This window comes from Streptomyces lunalinharesii (assembly GCF_039532155.1).
In the GTDB taxonomy this organism is placed as follows: Bacteria; Actinomycetota; Actinomycetes; order Streptomycetales; family Streptomycetaceae; genus Streptomyces; species Streptomyces lunalinharesii.
Window position 1 is genome coordinate 207,232 of record NZ_BAAARK010000008.1, and the last position, 21,816, is coordinate 229,047.

Sequence of the window (21,816 nt, forward strand, 5' to 3'; positions counted from 1 at the left end):
GGGCGGCGGGGTTCCGCGGCGGGACCGGGGCGGGCGGCGGGCCGGGCCCGCCGGCCGGTCAGCGCACGTGTCGGAGGAAGCGGGCGACGACCTCCGCGAGGACCTCGGTGCCGTCGCGGGACCACAGGGACGGGTTGAAGATCTCCACCTCGATGGGGCCCCGGTAGCCGGCCGCGTCGACGCGTTCGCGAAACCATCGCAGGTCCACCGCGCCGTCGCCCAGCTGCCCCCGCCCCAGGAGGACGCCCGCGGGCAGCGGCGTGACCCAGTCGGCGAGTTGGAAGGCGGCGATCCGGGAGGACGGGCCGGCCGCGCCGGTGGCGGTGTCGGTCGCGCCGGCCCGGGCGAGTTGGGAGCCGACCGTGTCGTCCCACCACAGGTGGTAGGTGTCCACCACCACGCCCACCCGGTCGGCGGGGAAGCGCTCGGCCAGGTCGAGGGCCTGGGCGAGGGTGGAGACCACGCACCGGTCCGCCGCGTACATCGGGTGCAGCGGTTCCAGCGCGAGCCGCACGCCCCGTTCGGTGGCGTACGGGGCCAGTTCGGCGAGCGCGTCGGCGACCCGCTCCCGGGCGCCGGGCAGGTCCCGGCTACCGGGCGGCAGTCCGCCGGAGACCAGCACGAGGGTGGCGGTGCCGAGCGCCGCGGCCTCGTCGATCGCGGCCCGGTTGTCCGCCAGCGCGGCCTGCCGCTCCCCGGGGTCCTCCGCGGTGAAGAAGCCGCCCCGGCACAGGCTGGTGACGGCGAGCCCGGCGTCCCGTACGAGGCGGGCGGCGGCGGCCACCCCGTAGGCGCGCACCGGGGCGCGCCACAGGCCGACGCCCCGCAGGCCCGCACGGGCGCAGCCGTCGGCCAGTTCGGGCAGCGACCACTGCCGGACGGTCTCCTGGTTGAGGCTCAACCGGGACAGCAGGGGCGCCGTGGTGTCCGTCACGGGGCGCCCGCCTCCTCGACGCCGTGCACGAGAAGCAGGGCGCGCATCTTGGCGGCGGCCCGCTCGGGGTCGGGGAACAGGCCCAGGGCGGCGCCGAGTTCGTGGCTGCGGCGCAGGTGCGGGAGGGAGCGGGCGGACTGCAGGCCGCCGACCATGGTGAAGTGGGACTGGTGCCCGGCCAGCCAGGCGAGCAGGACCACGCCGGTCTTGTAGTAACGGGTGGGGGCCTGGAAGAGGTGGCGGGCCAACGGGACGGTGGGGTCGAGGACGGCGCGGAAGCCCGCCGGGTCACCCGCGTCCAGGCGGCGCACGGCTTCGGCCGCCAGCGGGGCGAGCGGGTCGAAGACGCCCAGCAGGGCGTCGCTGGCGCCGTGCGCATCGCCGGCGATCAGTTCGGGGTAGTGGAAGTCGTCGCCCGTGTAGCAGCGCACCGCCCGCTGGTGCCCGTCCTGGGCCGCGGCCTCGGCGCCGGCCGTCGGGGTCGTCGCCCTGGTGCCGAGCCGACGGCGCAGCCGGACTTCCCGGGCGGCGTCCAGGAGCGAGACCTTGACCCCGTCCACCGCACCGGGGTTGTCGGCCACGATGCCGAGCAGGGTCTCCGTGGCGACGTCGAGGTCCGCGCTGCCCCAGTAGCCGGCCAGCGCCGGGTCGAACGCCGCGCCGAGCCAGTGCAGGATCACCGGGCGGCCGGTCTGGCGCAGCAGGTGCCCGTAGAGGTCGCGGTAGGCGTCCGGGCCGGCGCCGAGCGCGGCGAGTTGGCGGGAGGCCATCAGGACGGGCTGCGCGCCGGCGTCCTCGACGAGGGCGAGCTGCTCCTCGTAGGCGGCCCGGACGTCGGCCAAGGAGGAGCCGGTCGGCGGGAGTTGGTCGGTGCCGGCGCCACACGCGAGGCGGCCGCCGACGGCGCGGGCCTCGGCGGCCGAGCGGCGGATCAGTTCGGCGGCGCCGGCCCAGTCCAGGCCCGCGCCGCGTTGGGCGGTGTCCATCGCCTCGGCCACGCCCAGCCCGTGCGCCCACAGGTGGTGGCGGAAGGCGAGGGTGGCGTCCCAGTCGAGGGCGGCCGGGCCGTCCGGGGAGGTGTCGGCGTGCGGGTCGGCGACCACGTGGGCGGCGGCGAAGACCGTGCGGGAGCGCAGCGGTGGCGGCGGCGCCCCGGTGGGGGCGGCGGGTTCCGGGGCGGTCACCGGGTCAGCTCCGGCACCGGCAGCCGGCGGCCCTCGGCCGAGGAGCGCAGGCCCAGTTCGGCGAGCCGGACGCCGCGGGCGCCCGCCCACAGGTCCCACTGCCAGGGCCCGTCGGCCACCACGTGCCGCAGGAAGAGCTCCCACTGCACCTTGAAGGCGTTGTCGAACGCGTCGTTGTCGGGCACCTCCTGCCACTGGTCGCGGAACGACTCGGTGGACGGCAGGTCGGGGTTCCACACGGGTTTGGGGGTGCCGGCCCGGTGCTGGAAGCGGCAGCGGCGCAGTCCGGCGACGGCCGAGCCCTCGGTGCCGTCGACCTGGAACTCCAGCAGTTCGTCGCGGTGCACCCGGACCGCCCACGAGGAGTTGATCTGCGCGAGGACGCCGCCGTCGAGTTCGAACAGGGCGTAGGCGGCGTCGTCGGCGGTCGCCTCGTAGGGGGTGCCGGACTCGTCCCAGCGGCGCGGGAGGTGGGTGGTCACCCGGGCCTGGACGGCGCGGACCGGCCCGAACAGCTCGTGCAGCACGTACTCCCAGTGCGGGAACATGTCGGAGGCGATGCCGCCGCCGTCCTCGGCGCGGTAGTTCCAGGACGGGCGCTGGGCCGGCTGCCAGTCGCCCTCGAAGACCCAGTAGCCGAACTCGCCCCGCACGGACAGCACCCGGCCGAAGAAGCCGCCGTCCAGGAGGCGGCGGAGTTTGCGCAGCCCGGGCAGGAAGAGCTTGTCCTGGACGACGCCGTGTTTGATACCGGCGTCCTGCGCGCGGCGGGCCAGGTCCAGGGCTCCGGCCAGGCCGACGGCGGTGGGCTTCTCCACGTAGAGGTGCTTGCCGGCAGCAATCGCTTTCTGCACGGCCGGCTCGCGGGCCGCGGTCACCTGGGCGTCGAAGTAGATCTCGACGGTGTCGTCGGCGAGCACGGTGTCGAGGTCGGGGCTCCAGGCGAGGCCGTACCGCTCGGCCAGGGCCCGGACCCGCGGCGCCGAACGGCCGACGAGCACCGGTTCGGGCCAGAGCACCGTGCCGTCGTCCAACGGGAGTCCGCCCTGTTCACGCAGGGCGAGGAGGGAGCGGACCAGGTGCTGGCGGTGGCCCATGCGCCCGGTCACGCCGTTCATGGCGATGCGTACGGTCCTACGTGTCACGGCCCGGCCTCTCTGCGCGTTCGGCGGGTGGGGTGCGTGCAGGGTGGGGCAGGTGGTGCGCGGATGGGGCTACCTGTGGACAGTAAGCGCTTTCTCCCGGAACGGACGCTAGCCTGCGTGGCAGGTCGCCAACAAGAGTGCGATCGAGGGTCGTTGGGGGATGCGGGAGGGCGCGATGGCGGTGACGCTGGCGGATGTGGCGGCGCGTGCGGGGGTGTCGGCGGCGACCGTCTCGCGGGTGCTCAGCGGCAGCTATCCGGTGACCGAGGGCACCCGCGGCCGGGTGCTGCGCGCGGTCGCGGAGTTGGAGTACGTCGTCGACGGCCCGGCGAGCGCGCTGGCCGGCGCCGGCTCGGACCTGGTCGGCATCGTGGTGAACGACATCGCGGACCCGTTCTTCGGAGTGCTGGCGGGGGCCGTCCAGGAGGAGCTGGGCGGCGCCGGTCCCGGCGGCGAGAAGCTGGCCGTGGTGTGCGGCACGGGCGGCTCCGCCGCGCGCGAGCTGGACCACCTCACCCACCTCCAGCGACAGCGGGCCGCCGCGGTGGTGCTGACCGGCGGCGCCCCCGAGGACCCCGGGCACGCACGGGCGTTGGCCACCAAGGTGGCGCGGCTGGCGGCGGCGGGCACCCGGGTGGTGCTCTGCGGGCGCCCGCCGCAGGAGCCGGGCGGGACGGCCGGGGCGGCGCCGGTGGAGGGCGACGCCGTGCCGCCGGCGGGCCGGACCCGGGTCGCCGTGCCGCCCGTCACCCTGGCGTTCGACAACCGCGGCGGCGCCCGGCGGCTGACGGCGCACCTGCTGGCGCTGGGGCACCGCCGGATCGGCTGCGTGGCGGGGCCGGCCGGGCGCACCACCACGACCGAGCGGCTGGCCGGCCATCGGGACGCGCTCGCCGCGCACGGCGTCGTGGACGTGCCGGCGCTGACCGTCCCCGGGGCCTACGACCGCGCCTCGGGCTATGACGCCGCCCTGGAGCTCCTGCGCCGGGAGCCGCGCCTGACGGCCGTCGTGGCAGCGAACGACACCGCCGCGCTGGGGGTGTGCGCGGCGCTGCGCGAGCGGGGCCTGCGGATACCCGAGGACGTCTCGGTGGCCGGTTTCGACGATCTGCCGTTCAGCGTGGACGCCGCGCCCGCGCTCACCACGGTGCGGCTGCCGCTGCGGGAGGCGGGGGCCCGGGCCGGGCGGCTGGCGCTGGGTCGGGCGGTGGCGCCGCCGGGCGGGGTGGCGACGCTGCCGGCGGAGCTGCTGGTGCGCGCGTCGACCGGTCCGGTGCGGCCGGCGGCGGTGTCGGCCGGGGGCGACGGGGGTGCGGTTTCGGGTTCGATCGGGTCGGGCAGGGTTGGCGCCTGACGGTGCGTCAGCGAAGGTGGGAGGCGGGATGACCGGGGACGGCGCGGGCGGGGACGGCGGTCCGGGGGCGGTGCGGGCGGCGTTCTCGACGCTCGGGGTGCCGGGGATGGCGGTGGCCGAGGTGGTGCGGCTGGCCGTGGCGTGCGGCTATCAGGGCGTGGAGGTGCGGGCGCACCCCGAGGAACCGGTGCATCCGCTGCTGGGCGCGCGGGAGCGGGCGCAGGTGCGCGGGCGGTTCGCGGACGCGGGGGTGGAGGTCCTGGCCGTCGCCGGGTACGCAAGGGTGGCGGCCGAGTGCGCGGGCCCCGCGGCGGAGGCGGAGCTGGCCCATGAGCTGGTCGAACTGGTTTTGCTGGCCGCCGACTTGGGGGCCCGTTACGTGCGGGTCTTCCCCGGGGGCGGCGGTCGTCCGGCGGAGCGGGCGGCGGCGGACGCGGTCCGGCGGCTGGGCGCGGTGGCGCCGCTGGCCGCGGAGCGCGGGGTGCGGGTGCTGCTGGAGACCCACGACTCGCACCGCACCGGTGCGGCGGTGGCCCGGATCCTGGCGGCCGTGGACGCTTCGCACGTGGGCGCCCTGTGGGACGTGCTGCACAGCTGGCTCGGCGGGGAGGCGCCGGCCGCGACCCGGGCGGCGCTGGCCGGGCATCTGGGGTACGTGCAGGTCAAGGACGTGGCGTCGGCGCAGGACCTGACGCCGCTGCCGTTGGGGGCGGGGGTGCTGCCGTTGCCGGAGGTGGTGGCGGCGCTCGGGCCGGGGGCCGACGGGTGGTGGTGCTGGGAGTACGAGAAGCGGTGGTTCCCCGGTGCGGCGGGGCTGCCGGGGCTGCTGGCGCAGGGGCGGGCGCACGTGGCGCGGCTGTTCGGCGAGGGGGGTGGGGCCCTGGGGCGGGGCGGCGGCTGACCGGTGTGCCCGGCCGCGGGCGGCGGCCCGCGAAGCCGATCCTGTGCGCGCCCACCACACCCCGGCCCGCGCCGCAATCCCGGGGCGGCGCCGTGGTTCTCCGTCATTGACCGGCGGGTGTTTTCCGGCTATCCGTGTCTCCTTGGAAGTTTCCTTCACGTGTTCGAGGAAGCCCCCCGGAAGGAGCGCAGATGCACTCCAGACGTACCGTCCTGACCACCGCCGCGGCAGCCGCCGCGGCCGCTGCCCTGGGCGTCGGCGAAGCGCACGCCGGCCCCTCCCCCGTTCCGTCGCCGCCCGCCGCCGTCGAGCGGCTGCGCCGGCTGATCGCCCGGATGTCGCCGGAGGAGAAGGCCGGCCAGCTCTTCGTGATGCGGGTGTACGGGCACTCCGCGACCGACCCCGACCCCGCCGACGTCGCCGCCAACCGCAAGGAGATCGGCGTCGCCGACGCCGCCGAACTGATCGCCAGGTACCACGTCGGCGGCATCATCTACTTCGGCTGGGCGCACAACACCCGCGACCCGCACCAGGTCGCCGCGTTGTCCAACGGCATCCAGGAGGCCGCCGCCGCACTGCGCGTCCCGGTGCCGGTGCTGATCTCCACGGACCAGGAGCACGGGATAGTGGCCCGGATCGGGGCGCCGGCGACGCTGCTGCCCGGGGCGATGGCGCTGGGCGCCGGCGGGTCCGTGGCGGACGCCCGCACGGCGGGGCGGATCTCCGGCCGGGAGCTGTTCGCGATGGGCGTCCGGCAGGACTACGCGCCGGACGCGGACGTCAACGTCAACCCCGCCAACCCGGTCATCGGGGTGCGGTCCTTCGGGGCCGACCCGCAGGCCGTGGCCCGTATGGTCGCGGCGCAGGTGGGCGGCTACCAGAGCGCGGGGGTGGCGGCCTGCGCCAAGCACTTCCCCGGGCACGGCGACACCGACACCGACAGCCACGTCGGGCTGCCGTACATCCACCACTCCGCGCAGGAGTGGGAGCGGCTGGACGCGCCGCCCTTCAAGGCCGCGATCGCCGCCGGCATCGACTCGGTGATGACGGCGCACATCGTGGTGCCGGCCCTCGACCCCAGTGGCGATCCGGCGACGCTGTCCCGGCCGATCGTCACCGGCATCCTGCGCCGGCGGCTCGGCTACGACGGGGTGGTGGTGACCGATTCGCTGGGCATGGAGGGCGTCCGGGTGAAGTACGGGGACGACCGGGTGCCGGTGCTGGCGCTGAAGGCCGGGGTGGACCAGTTGCTGAACCCGCCGGACCTGTCCGTCGCGCACGCCGCGGTCGTCCGGGCGCTGCGGGACGGGGAGCTGAGCGAGCCGGAGATCGACGCCAAGCTGTTGCGGATCCTGTTGCTGAAGGAGCGTCGGGGGCTGTTCGCCGATCCGTACACCTCTCGGGAGCAGGTCGACCGGGTGGTGGGGGTACGCGCGCACCGGGCCGCCGCGGACCGGATCGCGGACCGCACCACCACGTTGCTGCGCAACCGGGACGGGGTGCTGCCGCTGTCTCCGCGGCGGACCCGCCGGCTGCTGGTGGCGGGGGTGGACCCGGCCGCGCCGTCCGGGACCGGCGGGCCGCCGACCGCGGTGCTGGCCGAGGAGCTGCGTCGGTCGGGCTTCACGGCCACCGTGCTGCCCACCGGGACGGCGCCGTCACGGGAGCTGATCGCCCGGGCCGGGGCGGCGCTGGCGGAGCGGGACGCGGCGGTGGTGGCGACGTACGACATCACCGCCTCGTCGGCGCAGCGCACGCTGGTCGAGGAGCTGTTGGCGACGGGGAAGCCGGTGGTGCAGCTGGCGGTGCGCAATCCGTACGACATCGCCCTGTTGGACGGGGTGGCGGCGGCGCTGGCCAGTTACTCGTGGACGGACGTGGAGTTGCGGGCGGCGGCCCGGGTGATCGCCGGGCGGCGGGATCCGGCGGGCCGGCTGCCGGTGGCGATAATGCGCGCGGACGCGCCGCAGACCGCGCTGTTCCAGATCGGGCACGGGCTGCGGTACTGAGCGGGCCGACCGGCCCGGTGGGTGTGCGTCCCGCGTTGGTGCGGGACGCACACCCGGTGGGGCGGGTGCGGTGCGGGGTTACGGCCGCAGGGTCCGGCGCTGGGCGAGTTCCGGCCGGTCCAGGGTGCTGTCGTGCGGGGCCTGGGCGGTGGCCCGGCCGTCGGCGGGCACCGGGAGGCCGGCCCAGTCGAGGAGTTCGGCGGTGGCCTTGGTGCGGTCGGCGTCCTTGAGCGCCGCGATGTTCGCGCCGTGGTTGCCGCCGGGGACGGTGAAGAGGTACGAGTCCCGGGCGCCGCGGCCGAGTTCGAAGTGCTTGGCGCTCCACGGGTCGAACTGTCCGTTGACGAACATCATGCGGGTGGCGTGGTGGCGCACCCAGCGGTCGACGTCGGGCATGGCGCGCCGGTCGAACCGCATCGGGATCTCGCGGGGCACGAAGCTGCGGGAGTTGTTGAGGCCCGGGTAGCGCAGCAGGCCGCGGAGGTTGGGGTAGTGGTACTTGGGCTCACCGAGCTGGGTGCCGGCCTGGTAGTAGTACGGCTGGAACTTCTCCAGGCCCTGGTCGGTGTAGGAGTCGAAGCCGCCAACCTTGTCCATCCAGGTCCACAGGGCGTCCGTGGGGGCGGTGGGCGCGGGTACCTCGGCGCAGGCGGTCGCGGCGGGCTGGTACTGCCAGAAGCCGAAGACCAGGTCGGTGACGAGGACTTCGTAGGCCCGGTCGGCGTTGCCGATGAGGTGGAAGGTGCGCTGGTGTTCGCCGGCCCACTTCTCGTAGCGGTTGACGATCTCGTCCCGGCGGAGCAGCGCCTCGCGCTCGACCTTCCCGACGGCGGCGCGGCACTCGGGGGTGCCGACGGTGGCGAAGAAGCGGTCGTAGGCGGCGGCGTCGTCGCGGTCGGGGTTGTCGGGGGCGACGTAGGCGACGGTGCCGTTCATGTCGTGCGGGAAGAAGCGGCGGTAGTAGGTGGCCGTCATGCCGCCCTTGCTGCCGCCGGTGGCGATCCAGTGCTCGGGATAGAGGGCGTGCAGGGCCTGGAAGACGCGGTGCTGGTCGTTGGCGGCCTGCTGGATGTCGAGTTTCTTCCAGTCGGTGGGCACCGGGCGGGACGGGGTGAAGTAGCGGTACTCCAGGGAGACCTGGTTGCCGTCGATGATCTTGGTGGGTTCGCTGCGGGACGGGGTGGTGCTGACGTTGTAGCCGGAGGTGTAGAAGACCGTCGGGCGGTCCACCGACTTGTGGAGCAGGGTCAGGCGCTGTTGGAAGGTGCCCTTCTCCGGGTGCCGGTGGTCGACCGGCTGGGTGTAGTCGAGGACGAAGTAGCGGTAGCCGTCGACCGGCTTCTCCTCGATGACGCGCATTCCCGGGATCGCGAGGATCCGGTCCTTGATGTCCGTGCCGTCCGGTCCGGCGGCGGTGGCCGCTCCGGCTGGTGCGCCGACGCTCGCCGCACTTATGAGTACGGCGAGCGTCAGCAGCCCTCTCTTGGCCTTGCGCATGGGCCCTCCCCTTGGGTTGTCAAAGGTCGGGCCGAACCTATCCGCGCGGTGCGGGCGCCACCAGCCCCCATTGGGGCGCCTGCTCACACGACGAGGCTCTCCTCCTCGCCGCTGTAGGTCCGCCACAGCTCCGCGTAGCGGCCGTTGCGGGCGAGCAGTTGGGCGTGGGTGCCGTCCTCGATGATCCGGCCGTGGTCGAGGACCACCACCCGGTCGGCGCGGGCGGCGGTGGTGAGCCGGTGGGCGACGATGAGGGTGGTGCGCGCGTGGGCGGGCGGCGCGGGGAGCGGGTCCTGCCCCGCTCGCACGGGGGCGAGGTCGGGCGACGGGTCGGCGCGGCGGCCGGCGAGCCGGTCGGTGGCGTGGTTGACGACGGCTTCGGTGGCCAGGTCCAGGGCGGCGGTGGCCTCGTCGAGGAGCAGCACGTCCGGGTCGGTGAGTTCGGCGCGGGCCAGGGCGAGGAGTTGGCGCTGGCCGGCGGAGAGGTTGCGGCCGCGCTCGGCGACCTCGTGGAGGTAGCCGTCGTCGAGGGTGGCGATCATGTCGTGGGCGCCGACGGCGCGGGCGGCGGCCTCCACCTCGGCGTCGGTGGCGTCCGGGCGGCCGTAGGCGATGGCGTCGCGGACGGTGCCGGCGAAGAGGTAGGACTCCTGGGGGACGACGCCGAGCCGGCGGCGGTAGCCGGTCAGGTCGAGTTCCCGCAGGTCGGTGCCGTCGATGCGGACCGCGCCGGCCGTCGGGTCGTAGAAGCGGGCGACCAGCTTGACGAGGGTGGACTTGCCGGCGCCGGTCTCGCCGACGAAGGCGACGGTCTGGCCGGCCGGGATGGTGAGGTCGATGTCGGCCAGCGCCTGCTCGCCGTGGTCGCCGTAGTGGAAGTGGACGCCGTCGAAGGTGAGGTCACCGCGGAGGGCGGGGACCGGGCGGGGGTGCTCGGCGGCCGGGGTGGAGGTGGGCTGGACGAGGAGTTCGCGGATCCGACCGAGCGAGACGGACGCCTGCTGGTAGCCGTCGAAGACCTGCGAGAGCTGCTGGACGGGGGCGAAGAACAGGTCGATGTAGAGGAGGTAGGCGACCAGGGCGCCGGCGCTGAGGGTGTGTCCGCCGATCCGCTCGGCGCCGACGACCAGGACCAGGGCGGACGCCACGGACGACAGCAGCTGGACGAACGGGAAGTAGACGGATATCAGGAACTGGCCGCGCACCCGGGCCCGGCGGTAGGCGTCGCTGTGCGCGGCGTACCGCTCGGCGCCGTGCCCCTCGCGGCGGAACGCCTGGACTATCCGCAGCCCGGCGACGTTCTCCTGGAGGTCGCCGTTGACGGTGCTGATCCGTTCGCGGGCGAGTTCGTACGCCGTGATGCTGCGCTTGCGGAAGACGTAGGTGGCGAGGACCAGCGGGGGGAGGGTGGCGAAGACCACCAGGGCCAGCTGGACGTCGAGGGCGAGCAGGGCGAGCAGGATGCCGAAGAAGGTGAGCACCGAGACGACGGCGGTGACCAGGCCGGTCTGCAGGAACGTGGACAGCGCGTCGACGTCGGTGGTCATCCGCGTCATGATCTTGCCGGTCAGTTCGCGCTCGTAGTAGTCGAGGCCGAGGCGCTGGAGCTGGGCGAAGATCTTCAGGCGGAGGGAGTACAGGACCCGCTCGCCGGTGCGGCCGGTCATGCGGTTGGCGCCGATCTGGGCGACCCACTGGGCGGCGACGACGGCCAGGGCGAGCCCGGCGGCGGTCCAGACGCCGGCCAGGATGCCGCGCCGGACGCCGTCGTCGATGCCCTGGCGGATGAGGACCGGCAGCAGCAGCGAGGCGACCGCGTCGACGGCGACCAGCAGCAGGGCCACGGTGAGCGGCCGGCCGAAGCCGTGCAGCAGCCGGCGCAGGCCGTAGGAACGCTCGGGGCGGACCGCGGCGGCCTCGTCGACGTCGGGGGCGTCGGTGGCCGGGGGCAGCGCGGCGACCTGGGCGAGGAGTTCGGGAGTGGCGGGGCTGCCGGCCGTCGCGGCGGCGAGGCCGGGGCCTGCGACGGTGGCCCCGCGGGTGGCGGTGCCGGCGGCGCCCGCCTCGGCCTCCTGCTCGCGGCGGACCCACAGCTCGGGGGTGATGCCGCCGGTGACGGCCGCGGCGGCGGCGCGGTCGGCGGGCTCGGCGGGCTCGACGTCGACCAGGGCGCCGGGGCGGCGGACGGGTCCGTCGGGGTGCGGCCGGTCGCCGTCGGGGGCGGGCTGAAGCAGCCCGGTCGTCCCGGACGCCGCGTACTCGCCGTCGAAGAGGCCCCCCGCTCCGGCGGGGTCGTGCGGGACGTCGCCCAGCTCTTCCGGGTCGGTCAGCAGCCGGCGGTACAGGGCGCAGCGTTCGGCCAGCTCCTCCTGGGTGCCGATGTCGACGAGCCGGCCGTCGTCGAGGACCGCGACCCGGTCGGCGAGCGCCAGGGTGGACGCGCGGTGGGCGATCAGCAGGGTGGTGCGGCCGGCCATGACGCCGCGCAGCGCCTCGTGGATCTCGTGCTCGACGCGGGCGTCGACGGCGGAGGTGGCGTCGTCGAGGACCAGCAGTCGGGGGTCGGTGAGGATGGCGCGGGCCAGGGCTACGCGTTGGCGCTGGCCGCCGGAGAGGGTCAGGCCCTGCTCGCCGACCTTGGTGTCGTAGCCCTGGGGCAGTTCCGCGATGAAGCCGTCGGCCTGGGCGGCGCGGGCGGCGGCGTGGACCTGGGCGTCGGTGGCCTCGGGGTGGCCGTAGGCGATGTTGTCGCGTATCGAGTCGGAGAACAGGAAGCTGCTTTCGGGGACCAGTCCGATGGCGGCGCGCAGCGATTCCAGGGTGAGGTCGCGGACGTCGTGGCCGCCGACCAGGACGCGGCCGGCGGTGACGTCGTAGAAGCGGGGCAGCAGCAGGGAGACGGTGGACTTGCCGCTGCCGGAGGCGCCGATCACGGCGACCGTCTCGCCGGCGTCGATGCGCAGCGAGAAGTCGTCGAGGATGGGGCGGACGGGGCGGGGCGCGGGCGGCGCGGCGCCCGCGCCGTCACCGGTCGCGCCGTCCTGGCCGTCCTGGCTGCCGGCGGCCGGGGCGTGGTGGGGGCCGTAGCCGAAGGTGACCCGGTCGAAGACGACGGTCGCCGGGACGTCGGCGGGCAGGGCGTGGGCGTCTCGGTGCTCCGTTATCGTCGGCTCGGTGTCGATGAGTTCGTAGACCCGCTCGACGCCGGCGCGGGCCTGCTGGCCGACGGTGAGCATCATGGCCAGCATCCGGACCGGGCCGACCAGCTGCGCGAGGTAGGTGGAGAAGGCGACGAAGGTGCCCAGGGTGATGTGGCCCTGGGTGGCCATCCAGCCGCCGAGCGCCAGCATCGCGACCTGGCCGAGCGCGGGGACGGCCTGGAGGGCCGGGGTGTAGCGGGCGTTGAGGCGGACCGTGCGCAGCCGGGCGGCGAACAGCCGGCGGCCGACCTCGCGGAGCTTGCCGGTCTCCTGCTCCTCCTGGCCGAAGCCCTTCACGACGCGGACGCCGGAGACCGCGCCGTCCACGACGGAGGCGACCGCGGCGGCCTGGCCCTGGGCGTACCAGGTGGCCGGGAAGAGGCGGGCGCGGCTGCGCCGGGCGATGATCCACAGGGCCGGGGCGACGGCCAGTGCGACGACCGTCAGCAGCGGCGACAGGACCGCCATCACGGCCAGCGAGACGGCGAAGAGCAGGACGTTCCCGATCATCATCGGGAGCATGAACAGCAGGCTCTGGATGAGCTGGAGGTCGCTGGTGGCGCGGCCGACGACCTGGCCGGTGCTCAGCTCGTCCTGCCGCCGCCCGTCGAGCCGGGCTATCGCGTCGAACATGCGGGTGCGCAGGTCGTGCTGGACGTCCAGGGCGAGCCGGCCGCCGTAGAAGCGGCGGAAGTAGGTGAGGACGTAGACCACGACGGCGGCGACGACCAGCAGGACGGCCCAGGGGGCCAGCGCCCGGTCGTGCCGGACGATCACGTCGTCGATGATCAACTTGGGGATGAGCGGGACGAGCGCCGTGACGCCCATCCCGACGAGCGAGGCGCCCAGCGCCAGCAGGACGTCCTTGCGGTACCGCCAGCAGTCCCGGCTCAGTCGCCGTGCCCAGCCCTGTCGTGCCGTGTCCGTCCCCGCCACCCGATGCCTCCCGTGCCTCGTCTACCGCACGGAACCAACACGCGGGGCCGCGGATTTCATCCCGCCGCAACAATCCACGGCGCTCCGACGGGGGGAACCGGCCGCGGTCAGGGCGCCCGGGTCACCTGGAGCTCGGCCAGGCCCGGGCGGGGTGCGGGCGCGCCGCCGGGTCCGGGCCGGGTGGCGCCGTGCACCACGATCCGGACGTACCGGGCCGGGCTGCGGCCCGCGTAACCGGTGCCGGTCCAGTGCCGGCCGTCCTGCGAGACCTGCACGACGTACGCCGTCGGGCGGGTGGCGGTCCAGTGCGGGGTGATCCGGCCGACGGTGACGGTGCGGCCCAGGTCGACGGTGAGGGTGGCGTCGGCGGCGTCCGGGACCCAGGCGGTGGTGGCGTTGCCGTCGACCGCGGCGCCGGCGTACAGGCCGGGCTCCTCGGAGGTGGCGGTGGCGGTGGCGCACCGGGCGACGTCGGTGGTCGCGGCGAGGTCGGGGCGGCGGGTCTTGAGGACGGCCGGGACGCCGCGGCTGACCAGCTTGTCGCCCTCGGGGGTGGCGAGCGGCAGGGCGGGGCCGGCGGTGAGCCGGACGGTGCTCTGGTGGGCGCCGAGCGCGACGTCGAAGGTGCGGCCCTGCCAGTGCAGGCCGCGCAGGGTGACGCCGGCGGCCAGCTGCGGCGGCAGCATCGGGTCCAGGTGGACCCGGTCCTCCTCGAAGCGCAGACCGGTCAGGCCGTGGGTGAAGACCTGGAGGAAGCCACCCTTGCCGGTGAGGAAGTCCTGGGCGGGGCGGCCGGCGTGCGGGTCGCCGGCGCCGGCCTTCTCGCCGCGGGCCTCGGAGAACTCCGCGAACGGTCCGCGCACGAACGGCCTGATGGCGCGCTGGAGGTAGGTGTAGGTGGCGCAGCCCGGCTCGCCCAGGGCGGCGGCGTCGACGGCGTGCACCGAGTCGGTCATGGCCGGGCCGTCGGGGTCGGTGCGGGCCGCGTAGTAGTCGAGGGTGGCGGCGGCCTGCTGCCGGGTCATCGGCCATTGCAGCGGGTACATCAGGAGCACCGTGTCGGCCTGCTTGATGGTCGTCCCCCGGTACCCGGCGTACTGCTCGAAGACCTTCTTGCCGCTGTCGTAGGGGATCCGCAGCTGGTCGGCGACGGTCTTCCAGGCGGCGGGGGCCGGTTCGCCCAGGAGGGTGGCGGCGCGGGCGGCGTGCCGCAGGGCGGTGGCGGCGCCGGCGTTGGTGAAGACCGCGTCGGTCACGCCGTTGCTGTACTCGTCCGGGCCGGCGACGTTCTTGATCGAGTAGCTGCCGTCGGGGTTGCGGGTGGCGCGGGAGACCCAGAAGTCGGCGATGCCCGCCAGGACGGGCCAGCCGCGGGACTTCAGCCAGGTGGTGTCCTTGGTGGCGAGGTAGTACTGCCAGGCGGCCAGCGAGACGTCGCCCATCAGGTGGTTCTGGGTCGTGCAGTGCGGCGGGTCCCAGCTGTGGCACTCGGTGAACAGGTCGCCGGTGCTGCCGCTGGTCCAGGAGTAGAAGAGGCCCCGGTAGCCGAGGCGGCGGGCGTTGGCGCGGGCGGCGTCGCGGGTGCGGTAGCGGTAGTCGACGACGGTCCGGGCGAGGTCGGGGTGGGTGGCCAGCAGTCCCGGGTACATCCAGGTCTCGGCGTCCCAGAAGATTTCGCCGGCGTAGTTGTCGCTGGTCAGGCCGGCGGGGGCGATGCTGTTGGCGCTGCCGGGACGGGTCGCTGCCAACAGTCCGTACTGGGCGGAGCGGATCCAGGACTGGAGCGCGGGCTGCCCGGCCACCTCGACGTCGCTGCGCCACAACTCCTGCCAGGCGGCGCGGTGCCGGGCGGACAGGGCGGCCCAGCCGGTGTCCGCGGCCCGCCGGGAGGCGGCCTCGGCGGCGGTGCGCGGGGCGCGGGAGGTGAGGGCGGTGTCCACGCCGACGTACTTGGTCACCTCGTAGGCGTGGCCGCGGCGCACCGGGAGGGTCAGTCGCTGGCGGGCGGTGAGGGCCTCGGCCGTGGTGGCGCCGAGGCGGGGCACAGCCGACGGGCGGGCGTCCGGGGTGCCGGGCCCGGCGCGCAACGTGGAGGCGACGGCGCCCGCGGTCCCGGTGCCGTCGGTGCGGAAGCCGACGGCGACCGTGCCGGGCCGTTGGACGTCGGCGCCGGGGGCCGGGCCGGCGGGGCGCAGCCGGCGGGCGCCGCGGCCGTCGAGGGTGTCGGTGACGGTCGTCTCGCCGCTCCAGTGGGGCGTCATCCGCAGGCGGACCGCGGCGGTATGCGGGTCGGCCCGGTCGGCGAGCACGTCGTAGACCAGGTCGGTGACCCGGCCGTCGGCGGCGGTCCAGGTCAGCGCGGTGCGCACGAAGCCGCAGCGCAGCGAGAGGGTCTGGCGGTAGTGGCTGATGCGGCCCGGGGCGGTGGCCGAGGAGAACGTGTCGGGGTGCGGGCCGCCGGTGGTGACGTCGAGGGTGGTCCAGGTGGGGAGGGCGGCTATCGCCTGGCGGCCCTGGAGGTTCGCCGGGCCCTTGGCGTAGAGGCCGGAGACGAAGGAGCCGTCGTACTCGGGGGTCTTCAGGGGCCAGCCGGTGGTGCCGCCGGGGGCGGCGTAGCCCGTGCCGTTGGGCGGGACGCGCTGGCCGAGGTAGCCGTTGCCGACGTAGGCGTGGTGGCTGTCCCGGGGGTCGAGGGCGGTGGCGGTGGGGGCCCAGCCGTCGGCGGTGCAGGAGGGCGGCGCGGTGGCGGCCGGCACCGCCTCCGCCGCGGCGGGCGGGGCGGCGGCCGGGGCGAGGGCGGCGAGCAGGGTGCCGGCGAGCAGGGCGGCGAGCGGTCCGCGCGGGCGGCGGGGTCCGTTGCGGCGGGCGGCGGGCGGCTTCGGGCGCGGCCCGCCGTCGTTCCGGTCGCCCCGCCGCGGCGTCCGCTGCGTGTGGTCCATGGCTCTCCGTCCCCGTGCGGCCGGTGCCGCGCGCTGAGGCACGGACCCAGCCTCGGCGCTGCCCGACGTCTGCGCACCCTATGGGCCGTCAGCCACTCGGGTCACTGGTTTCCCGGGAGATTCAGCGCTTTCCGGCCGTGAGCGGCGTTTTCCGGCCGCCCTACGGCCCCGATTGGTCAATACGGGCACGCGTACGGCACACTTTTAGACTGACCAGTCAGACTAAAAGGAGGGGCTGTGGAGACCACCCGCCAGGGGGCGGCCGTCAACGCCCGGGGCATCGGAGTGAAGGGCCCACGCGGCTGGGCCTTCAGAGGCGTCGACCTCACCGCGGAGCCGGGGGCGCTGATCGCGGTACGGGGTCCGTCGGGCTCCGGTCGCACCTGCCTGCTGCTCGCGCTCACCGGCCGGATGCGGATCACCGAGGGGCACGCCACGGTCGCCGGGTTCCCGCTGCCGAAGCGGATGGGGACGGTCCGCGGGCGCACCGCGCTCGCTCACGTGCCCGGCGTCGCCGACCTCGAACCGGCCCTCACCGTCGCCGAACACCTCCAGGAACAGGCCCTCTTGGGCCGCCGGGGCGCGCCGTTCCTCTGGGGCAGCCGCCGCAGGGAAGCCACCCGGGCGGTGGTGAACGCCGCCCTGGCGGCCGCCGGCCTCGACCCGGACACCCTGCCCAAGGGCCTGCGGACCTGCGTGCGCGACCTGGAACGGCTGGAGGCGCTCCGGCTGTCCGTGGCGCTCGCGGTGATGCACCAGCCGTACCTGCTGGCCGTCGACGACCTCGACCTGAAGCTGTCGGCGGAAGAACGCGCCACGGCCTGGCAGTTGCTGCGGGACGTGGCGCTGGCCGGCACCACCGTGGTCGCGGTCGCCTCCGACGCCCCGGCGGACGCCCTGGTCGTCACCACCGGCACGACCGCCACCACCGACACCACCCCCACCCCCGCCACCGGCGGCACCCACGACACCCACGAGGAGGAAGCGGCGCATGCGTTCGCCGAGACTGGCCGCGCTTGAGCTGAGGCGCTTCGGCCGGGGCAAGCTCCCCCGCCTTGGCCTGGTCGCCCTCATGCTCATCCCGCTGCTGTACGGAGCGCTCTACCTCTGCTCCTTCTGGGACCCCTACAGCCGGCTGGACAAGATCCCGGTCGCGCTGGTCAACGAGGACCAGGGCGCCACCTCCGACGGCAAGAAGCTGACCGCCGGCGCCGACCTGGCGAAGAACGTCAAGGACAGCAAGACCTTCGACTGGGAGGAGGTCAGCGCCTCCGCCGCCGCCAAGGGCCTGGAGAAGGGCGACTACTACCTCTCGCTGACCGTCCCGAAGGACTTCAGCGAGAAGATCGCCTCCAGCGGCGGTGACGACCCGCAGACCGGCGCCCTCCAGGTGCGCACCAACGACGCCAACAACTACATCGTCGGCTCCATCTCCAAGACGGTGTTCTCCGAGATCCGCGCCAAGACGTCGTCGAAGTCCAGCCGGGCGTTCCTCGACAAGATCTTCGTGTCGTTCTCCGACCTGCACGACGAGACCGCCAAGGCCGCGGACGGCGCGGGCAAGGTCGACGACGGCCTGGGCACCGCCCGGGAGAAGACCGGCGAACTGGCCGACGGGCTCGGGAAGCTGAACGACGGCGCGGGCAAGCTCGACAAGGGTGCGGGCGACCTCAGCAACGGCGCCGGCAAGCTCAACAAGGGTGCGGGCGACCTCAGCAACGGCGCCGGCAAGCTCGGCAAGGGTGCCGGCGACCTCAGCAACGGCGCGGCCCAGGCCGCCGCCAAGGCCAAGGAACTCAGCCAGGGCGCGAGCCAGGTCGCGGACGGCACCCAGCAGCTCGTCGACCAGGTCGACGGCCTCGCCAAGAAGGACCTGCCCTACCTGAAGGAGCACGGCAAGGAGATCGCCGACGGCGCGCGGTTCGTCGTCAAGGTCACCGAGGACGTGGACGACCTCCTGTCCAAGCTGCCGGCGAACTCCGCCAAGGCCGCCACGCAGACGCGCAAGAACGCCGAAGACGCCCAGGCGCTGTACGAGGCGCGGTGCACCGGCGGGAACACCGACGCCGACTGCGCGCGCCTGAAGGGGGTCGCGGCCGGCGCCGCCACCGGGGCCGACCTGGCGGGCAAGGTCGACGACGCCATCGCCCACGCGGACTTCGGCCAGCTGCGCACGAAGCTGCGCGAGGTGCAGCAGGGCGCTCAGATGGTGGCCGACCAGGTGCCGGACATCGTCAAGAACGCGGACGGCCAGCTCGCCAAGCTCAACCAGCTCAACGACGGTGCCCACAAGGTCGCCCAGGGCGCCGGCCAGTTCGCCGGTGGTCTCGGCACCCTCGCCAACGGCGCCGGCGACCTCGCCAACGGTGCGGGCCAGCTCCACAAGGGCGCCGGCGACCTCGCCAACGGCGCGGGCCAGCTCCACAACGGTGCCGGCGACCTCGCCAACGGCGCCGGGCAGCTCCACGACGGCCTCGGCACCGCCCACGACGGCGCCGAGAAGCTCAGCGGCGGTCTGTACAAGCTCAAGGACGGCGCCAACCAGCTGGCCACCGGGCTGCACAGCGGGGTCGCCAAGATCCCCGACTACGACAAGAAGGACCGCGACGACCGGACCGACGTGATGTCCGACCCGGTCAAGCTGGCCGCCAAGTCGATGCACAAGGCGCCCAACTACGGCACCGGCCTCGCCCCGTACTTCATCCCGCTCTCCCTCTGGGTCGGCGCGATGGTCGCGTACATGCTGCTGGCGCCGCTCGGCAAGCGGGCACTGGCCGCGGGCGCGCCCGGCTGGCGGATCGCGCTCGGCTCCTGGCTGCCGGCCTTCGCCATCGGCGTCGTGCAGGTGCTGGCCCTGATGGCCGTGCTGCACTGGGCGCTGGGTCTGGAGATGGACCGCGCGGGTGCCACCATCGGGTTCCTGATGCTGGCGACGGCCTGCTTCACCGCCGTCATCCAGCTGCTGAGCGCCTTCTTCGGCCCGGCCGGCCGGGTGTTGACGCTGGTCATCCTGATGCTCCAGCTGACCTCGGCGGGCGGCACCTACCCGGTGCAGACCAGCCCGGCGTTCTTCTCGGCCGTCCACCCGTTCCTGCCGATGAGTTACGTCGTCGACGGCCTGCGCCGCCTGATCACCGGTGGTGACGTGGACGTCGTCTGGCAGGGCAGCATCGTGCTGGCCGCGTTCACGCTCGGCGCGCTGGCCCTCACCGCCCTCGCGGCGCGCAGCCGCCAGGTCGTGCGGATGAAGGACCTGCACCCGGAGCTCAGCCTGTGAGCAGCCGCTCCGGCAAGGGGGGCGGTGCCGTCGCCGGCGCCGCCCCCCGCCGCACGTCGACCCGGCGGCGGCTCTTCGACGCCGCCGTCATCCTCATCGCCGAACAGGGCTTCTCCGCCACCACGGTCGAGGAGATCGCCGAACGCGCCGGCGTCGCCAAGGGCACCGTCTACTACAACTTCAGCAGCAAGAACGTCCTCTACGAGGAACTCCTGCGGGACGGCGTCGACCTGCTCGCCGCCTCCCTGCGCACCGCCGCCGACCGCACCGTGGCCGGCGGCGGCACCCGGGTCGACGCCCTCGACGCGATGATCCGCGCCGGCCTGGACTTCATCGCCGGCTCCCCCGCCCTCACCCAGCTCTACGTCGCCGAGCTCTGGCGCACCAACCGCACCTGGCGCGCCACCCTCACCTCCGTACGGGGCCGGGCCCTGGCGGTCGTCGAGTCGGTGCTGCGGGACGCCGTGCGCGGCGGGGAACTCAGCGACGAACTCGACGTGTCGCTGACCGCCTCGGCACTGCTCGGGATGGTGCTGGTCGCCGCGCTGGACTGGCAGTCGTTCCAGCCGGAGCGGTCGGTCGACGAGGTGCACGCCGCGCTGTCCCAGCTGGTGCAGGGGCGGGTCGGGGCGTGAGGGGGCGCCTTCACGCCGTCAGGTGCGTGGGGGCGAACATCCGCAGCCGGGCGGGCAGGACGACGACCGACGGACCGGGGGCGGCCAGCGCCGCGGCCAGGTCCGCGCCCAGCCGCTCCGGGGTGGTGCGGACCGCCGGCACCCCGAACGACCCGGCCAGCGCCACGAAGTCCGGCCGGGTCAGCTCGGTGGCCTCGGCGGTGGTCGCGCCGAACGCGTCGGTCATGTACTCGCGCAGGATGCCGTAGCCGCCGTCGTCCACGATCAGCCAGGTCACCGGCAGGTCGTACTGGCGGGCCGTGGCCAGTTCGGCGAGCGAGTACATCGCACCGCCGTCCCCCGAGACCGCCAGCACCGGTCGCCCCGGGTCGGCGACGGCCGCGCCCAGCGCCGCCGGGAAGCCGTAGCCCAGGCCGCCGGCGCCCTGCGCGGAGTGCAGCGCGTTGGGCCGCCGCGCATCGAACGCGGACCAGGCCCAGTAGGCCAGGATCGTCATGTCCCAGCAGCTGACCGCGTCGTCGGGCAGCGCCGCGCGCACCGCGGCGAGGATCTCCCGCTCCGCCGCCAGCCCCTGGCCGTCGAGCCGGTCGCGGACCCGGGCCAGCAGCGCGGCGACGGCGGCCTCGGGCCCGTCGGCGGCCGGCGCTCCCGCCGGACGCCCCGGTGGGACCTCCGCCAGCAGGGCCGCCAACGCCGCCCGGGCGTCCGCGTGGATGCCCAGCGCGGCGTGGTTGGACTCCAGCTTGCCGAGGTCCGCCTCGATCTGGACGACCCGGCCGCGCGGCCGGAAGGTGTGGTAGTTCGAGGAGAGTTCGCCGAGCCCCGAACCGACCACCAGGAGGGTGTCCGCGTCCTCCAGGAAGTCGGTGGTGTGGCGGTCCTCCAGCCAGGACTGGAGGGAGAGCGGATGCTCCCAGGGGAAGGCGCCCTTGCCCCCGAAGGTGGTCGCCACCGGTGCCCGCAACCGCTCGGCCAGCGCCAGCAGTTCGGCCTCCGCCCCGGCCCGCACGACGCCCCCGCCGGCCAGGATCACCGGCCGGCGGGCCTCCCCCAGCCGCCGGGCGGCCTCCACGATCACCTCCCGCCGCGGCGCCACCTCCCGCACCTGGAGCGGGAGTTCGACGACCGGCGGCACGTCGACGGGCGCCAGCAGCACGTCCTGCGGGATCTCCAGCCACACCGGCCCGTGCGGGACGCTCACCGCCGACTCCCACGCCGCCGCCACCGCGGACGGGATCTGCGACGCCGTGCGCACCGTGTGCACGGACTTCACCACGCCCCGGAACGCGGCCGCCTGGTCGGCGAGTTCGTGCAGGTAGCCGTGGCGACCGCCGCCGAGCCCGGCCACCGGCACCTGGCTGCCGAGGGCCAGGACGGCGGCCGAACCGGCGGCCGCCTCCTGGAGCGCGGGCAGCGTCAACAGTGCGCCCGGCCCGGTGGAGACCAGCAGCGGGGCGACCCGGTGCGTGGTCCGGGCGTAGGCGTCGGCGGCGAAGCCCGCGTTGTTCTCCGTCCGCAGCCCCACGTACCGCAGGCCGGGCGCGCGGCGCAGCGCGTCGAAGAGGCCGAGGGCGTGCTGACCGGGCAGGCCGAAGACGGTGTCGGCGCCCAGCGCGGCGAGCGACTCGATCACCAGGTCACCGCCGGTGCGGGGCGGACGGTGCGCCGGCGGGGCGGGGGTCGTACTGGGGCCGGGGGGCGTACTGGGGCCGGGTGTCGGGGCAGCGGCCGGATCGGGGGTCGGGGTGGTGCTCATGAAGGTGCTCTCTTCCGTCTCGTCGGGGTCGATCGGACGCCCGCCGGGG

At 74.9% G+C, this 21,816-nt stretch carries 13 protein-coding genes; 6 read left to right on the forward strand and 7 right to left on the reverse strand.

Features of this window, described 5'->3' with window-relative positions; all coding sequences use genetic code 11:
* Window positions 1-58: 58 nt before the first annotated feature.
* Genes ABD385_RS15675 through ABD385_RS15685 form a run of 3 tightly spaced genes read right to left on the reverse strand, consistent with a single transcriptional unit; the run spans window position 59 to window position 3,263 of the window.
* Window positions 59-934, reverse strand: coding sequence for a sugar phosphate isomerase/epimerase family protein (locus ABD385_RS15675; protein WP_344575991.1), 876 nt, complete (start codon window positions 932-934; stop codon window positions 59-61).
* On the reverse strand, window positions 931-2,118 hold the full coding sequence (locus ABD385_RS15680) for a dihydrodipicolinate synthase family protein (protein ID WP_344575993.1): 1,188 nt from the start codon (window positions 2,116-2,118) through the stop codon (window positions 931-933). Before ABD385_RS15680 ends, ABD385_RS15675 begins: the two co-directional genes overlap by 4 nt.
* Window positions 2,115-3,263: a Gfo/Idh/MocA family protein gene (locus ABD385_RS15685; RefSeq protein ID WP_344575996.1), complete on the reverse strand. Its 1,149-nt coding sequence runs from the start codon at window positions 3,261-3,263 to the stop codon at window positions 2,115-2,117. The genes ABD385_RS15680 and ABD385_RS15685 overlap by 4 nt, the downstream gene beginning before the upstream one ends.
* A gap of 175 nt (window positions 3,264-3,438) precedes the next feature.
* Here ABD385_RS15685 and ABD385_RS15690 point away from each other — a divergent pair, with 175 nt between their 5' ends.
* From ABD385_RS15690 to ABD385_RS15700, 3 genes are all read left to right on the forward strand, one after another.
* On the forward strand, window positions 3,439-4,617 hold the full coding sequence (locus ABD385_RS15690) for a LacI family DNA-binding transcriptional regulator (RefSeq protein WP_344575997.1): 1,179 nt from the start codon (window positions 3,439-3,441) through the stop codon (window positions 4,615-4,617).
* A 70-nt stretch (window positions 4,618-4,687) separates the two neighbouring features.
* A complete protein-coding gene (locus tag ABD385_RS15695) occupies window positions 4,688-5,518 on the forward strand; it encodes a sugar phosphate isomerase/epimerase family protein (protein WP_425585412.1) in 831 nt (276 codons plus the stop codon).
* Between the two features lie 191 nt (window positions 5,519-5,709).
* Window positions 5,710-7,527 carry a glycoside hydrolase family 3 protein gene (locus ABD385_RS15700; protein WP_344576002.1) on the forward strand — a complete coding sequence of 606 codons (1,818 nt, stop codon included), beginning with the start codon at window positions 5,710-5,712 and terminating at the stop codon, window positions 7,525-7,527.
* Between the two features lie 78 nt (window positions 7,528-7,605).
* Here ABD385_RS15700 and ABD385_RS15705 read toward each other — a convergent pair whose 3' ends face one another.
* The 3 genes from ABD385_RS15705 to ABD385_RS15715 form a co-directional block, all read right to left on the reverse strand.
* Window positions 7,606-9,024: a S28 family serine protease gene (locus ABD385_RS15705; RefSeq protein ID WP_344576005.1), complete on the reverse strand. Its 1,419-nt coding sequence runs from the start codon at window positions 9,022-9,024 to the stop codon at window positions 7,606-7,608.
* An 83-nt stretch (window positions 9,025-9,107) separates the two neighbouring features.
* Entirely contained in the window at window positions 9,108-13,160 is a 4,053-nt protein-coding gene (locus ABD385_RS15710; protein ID WP_344576006.1) for an ABC transporter ATP-binding protein, read from the reverse strand.
* Window positions 13,161-13,267: 107 nt separating this feature from the next.
* Window positions 13,268-16,099, reverse strand: a complete 2,832-nt coding sequence (locus tag ABD385_RS15715) for a discoidin domain-containing protein (protein WP_344576010.1) — start codon at window positions 16,097-16,099, stop codon at window positions 13,268-13,270.
* Between the two features lie 237 nt (window positions 16,100-16,336).
* On the opposite strand from ABD385_RS15715, the gene ABD385_RS15720 reads away from it, so the two are divergent.
* The 3 genes from ABD385_RS15720 to ABD385_RS15730 are packed head-to-tail and all read left to right on the forward strand — an operon-like array spanning window position 16,337 to window position 20,011.
* The gene (locus tag ABD385_RS15720) at window positions 16,337-17,119 is read left to right on the forward strand and encodes an ATP-binding cassette domain-containing protein (RefSeq protein WP_344576012.1); all 783 of its coding nucleotides are present in this window, start codon (window positions 16,337-16,339) and stop codon (window positions 17,117-17,119) included.
* The gene (locus ABD385_RS15725; protein ID WP_344576015.1) at window positions 17,091-19,376 is read left to right on the forward strand and encodes a YhgE/Pip family protein; all 2,286 of its coding nucleotides are present in this window, start codon (window positions 17,091-17,093) and stop codon (window positions 19,374-19,376) included. The genes ABD385_RS15720 and ABD385_RS15725 overlap by 29 nt, the downstream gene beginning before the upstream one ends.
* Window positions 19,373-20,011, forward strand: a complete 639-nt coding sequence (locus tag ABD385_RS15730; protein WP_344576018.1) for a TetR/AcrR family transcriptional regulator — start codon at window positions 19,373-19,375, stop codon at window positions 20,009-20,011. Before ABD385_RS15725 ends, ABD385_RS15730 begins: the two co-directional genes overlap by 4 nt.
* A gap of 10 nt (window positions 20,012-20,021) precedes the next feature.
* Here ABD385_RS15730 and ABD385_RS15735 read toward each other — a convergent pair whose 3' ends face one another.
* A complete protein-coding gene (locus tag ABD385_RS15735; RefSeq protein WP_344576021.1) occupies window positions 20,022-21,767 on the reverse strand; it encodes a thiamine pyrophosphate-binding protein in 1,746 nt (581 codons plus the stop codon).
* Window positions 21,768-21,816 lie beyond the last annotated feature (49 nt).

Bases quoted from the DNA above. Each gene is read 5' to 3' on its own strand.
- ABD385_RS15725 (WP_344576015.1), top strand. From the start codon at position 17,091: ATGCGTTCGCCGAGACTGGCCGCGCTTGAGCTGAGGCGCTTCGGCCGG.
- ABD385_RS15715 (WP_344576010.1), bottom strand. From the start codon at position 16,099: ATGGACCACACGCAGCGGACGCCGCGGCGGGGCGACCGGAACGACGGC.
- ABD385_RS15700 (WP_344576002.1), top strand. From the start codon at position 5,710: ATGCACTCCAGACGTACCGTCCTGACCACCGCCGCGGCAGCCGCCGCG.
- ABD385_RS15735 (WP_344576021.1), bottom strand. From the start codon at position 21,767: ATGAGCACCACCCCGACCCCCGATCCGGCCGCTGCCCCGACACCCGGC.
- ABD385_RS15705 (WP_344576005.1), bottom strand. From the start codon at position 9,024: ATGCGCAAGGCCAAGAGAGGGCTGCTGACGCTCGCCGTACTCATAAGT.
- ABD385_RS15690 (WP_344575997.1), top strand. From the start codon at position 3,439: ATGGCGGTGACGCTGGCGGATGTGGCGGCGCGTGCGGGGGTGTCGGCG.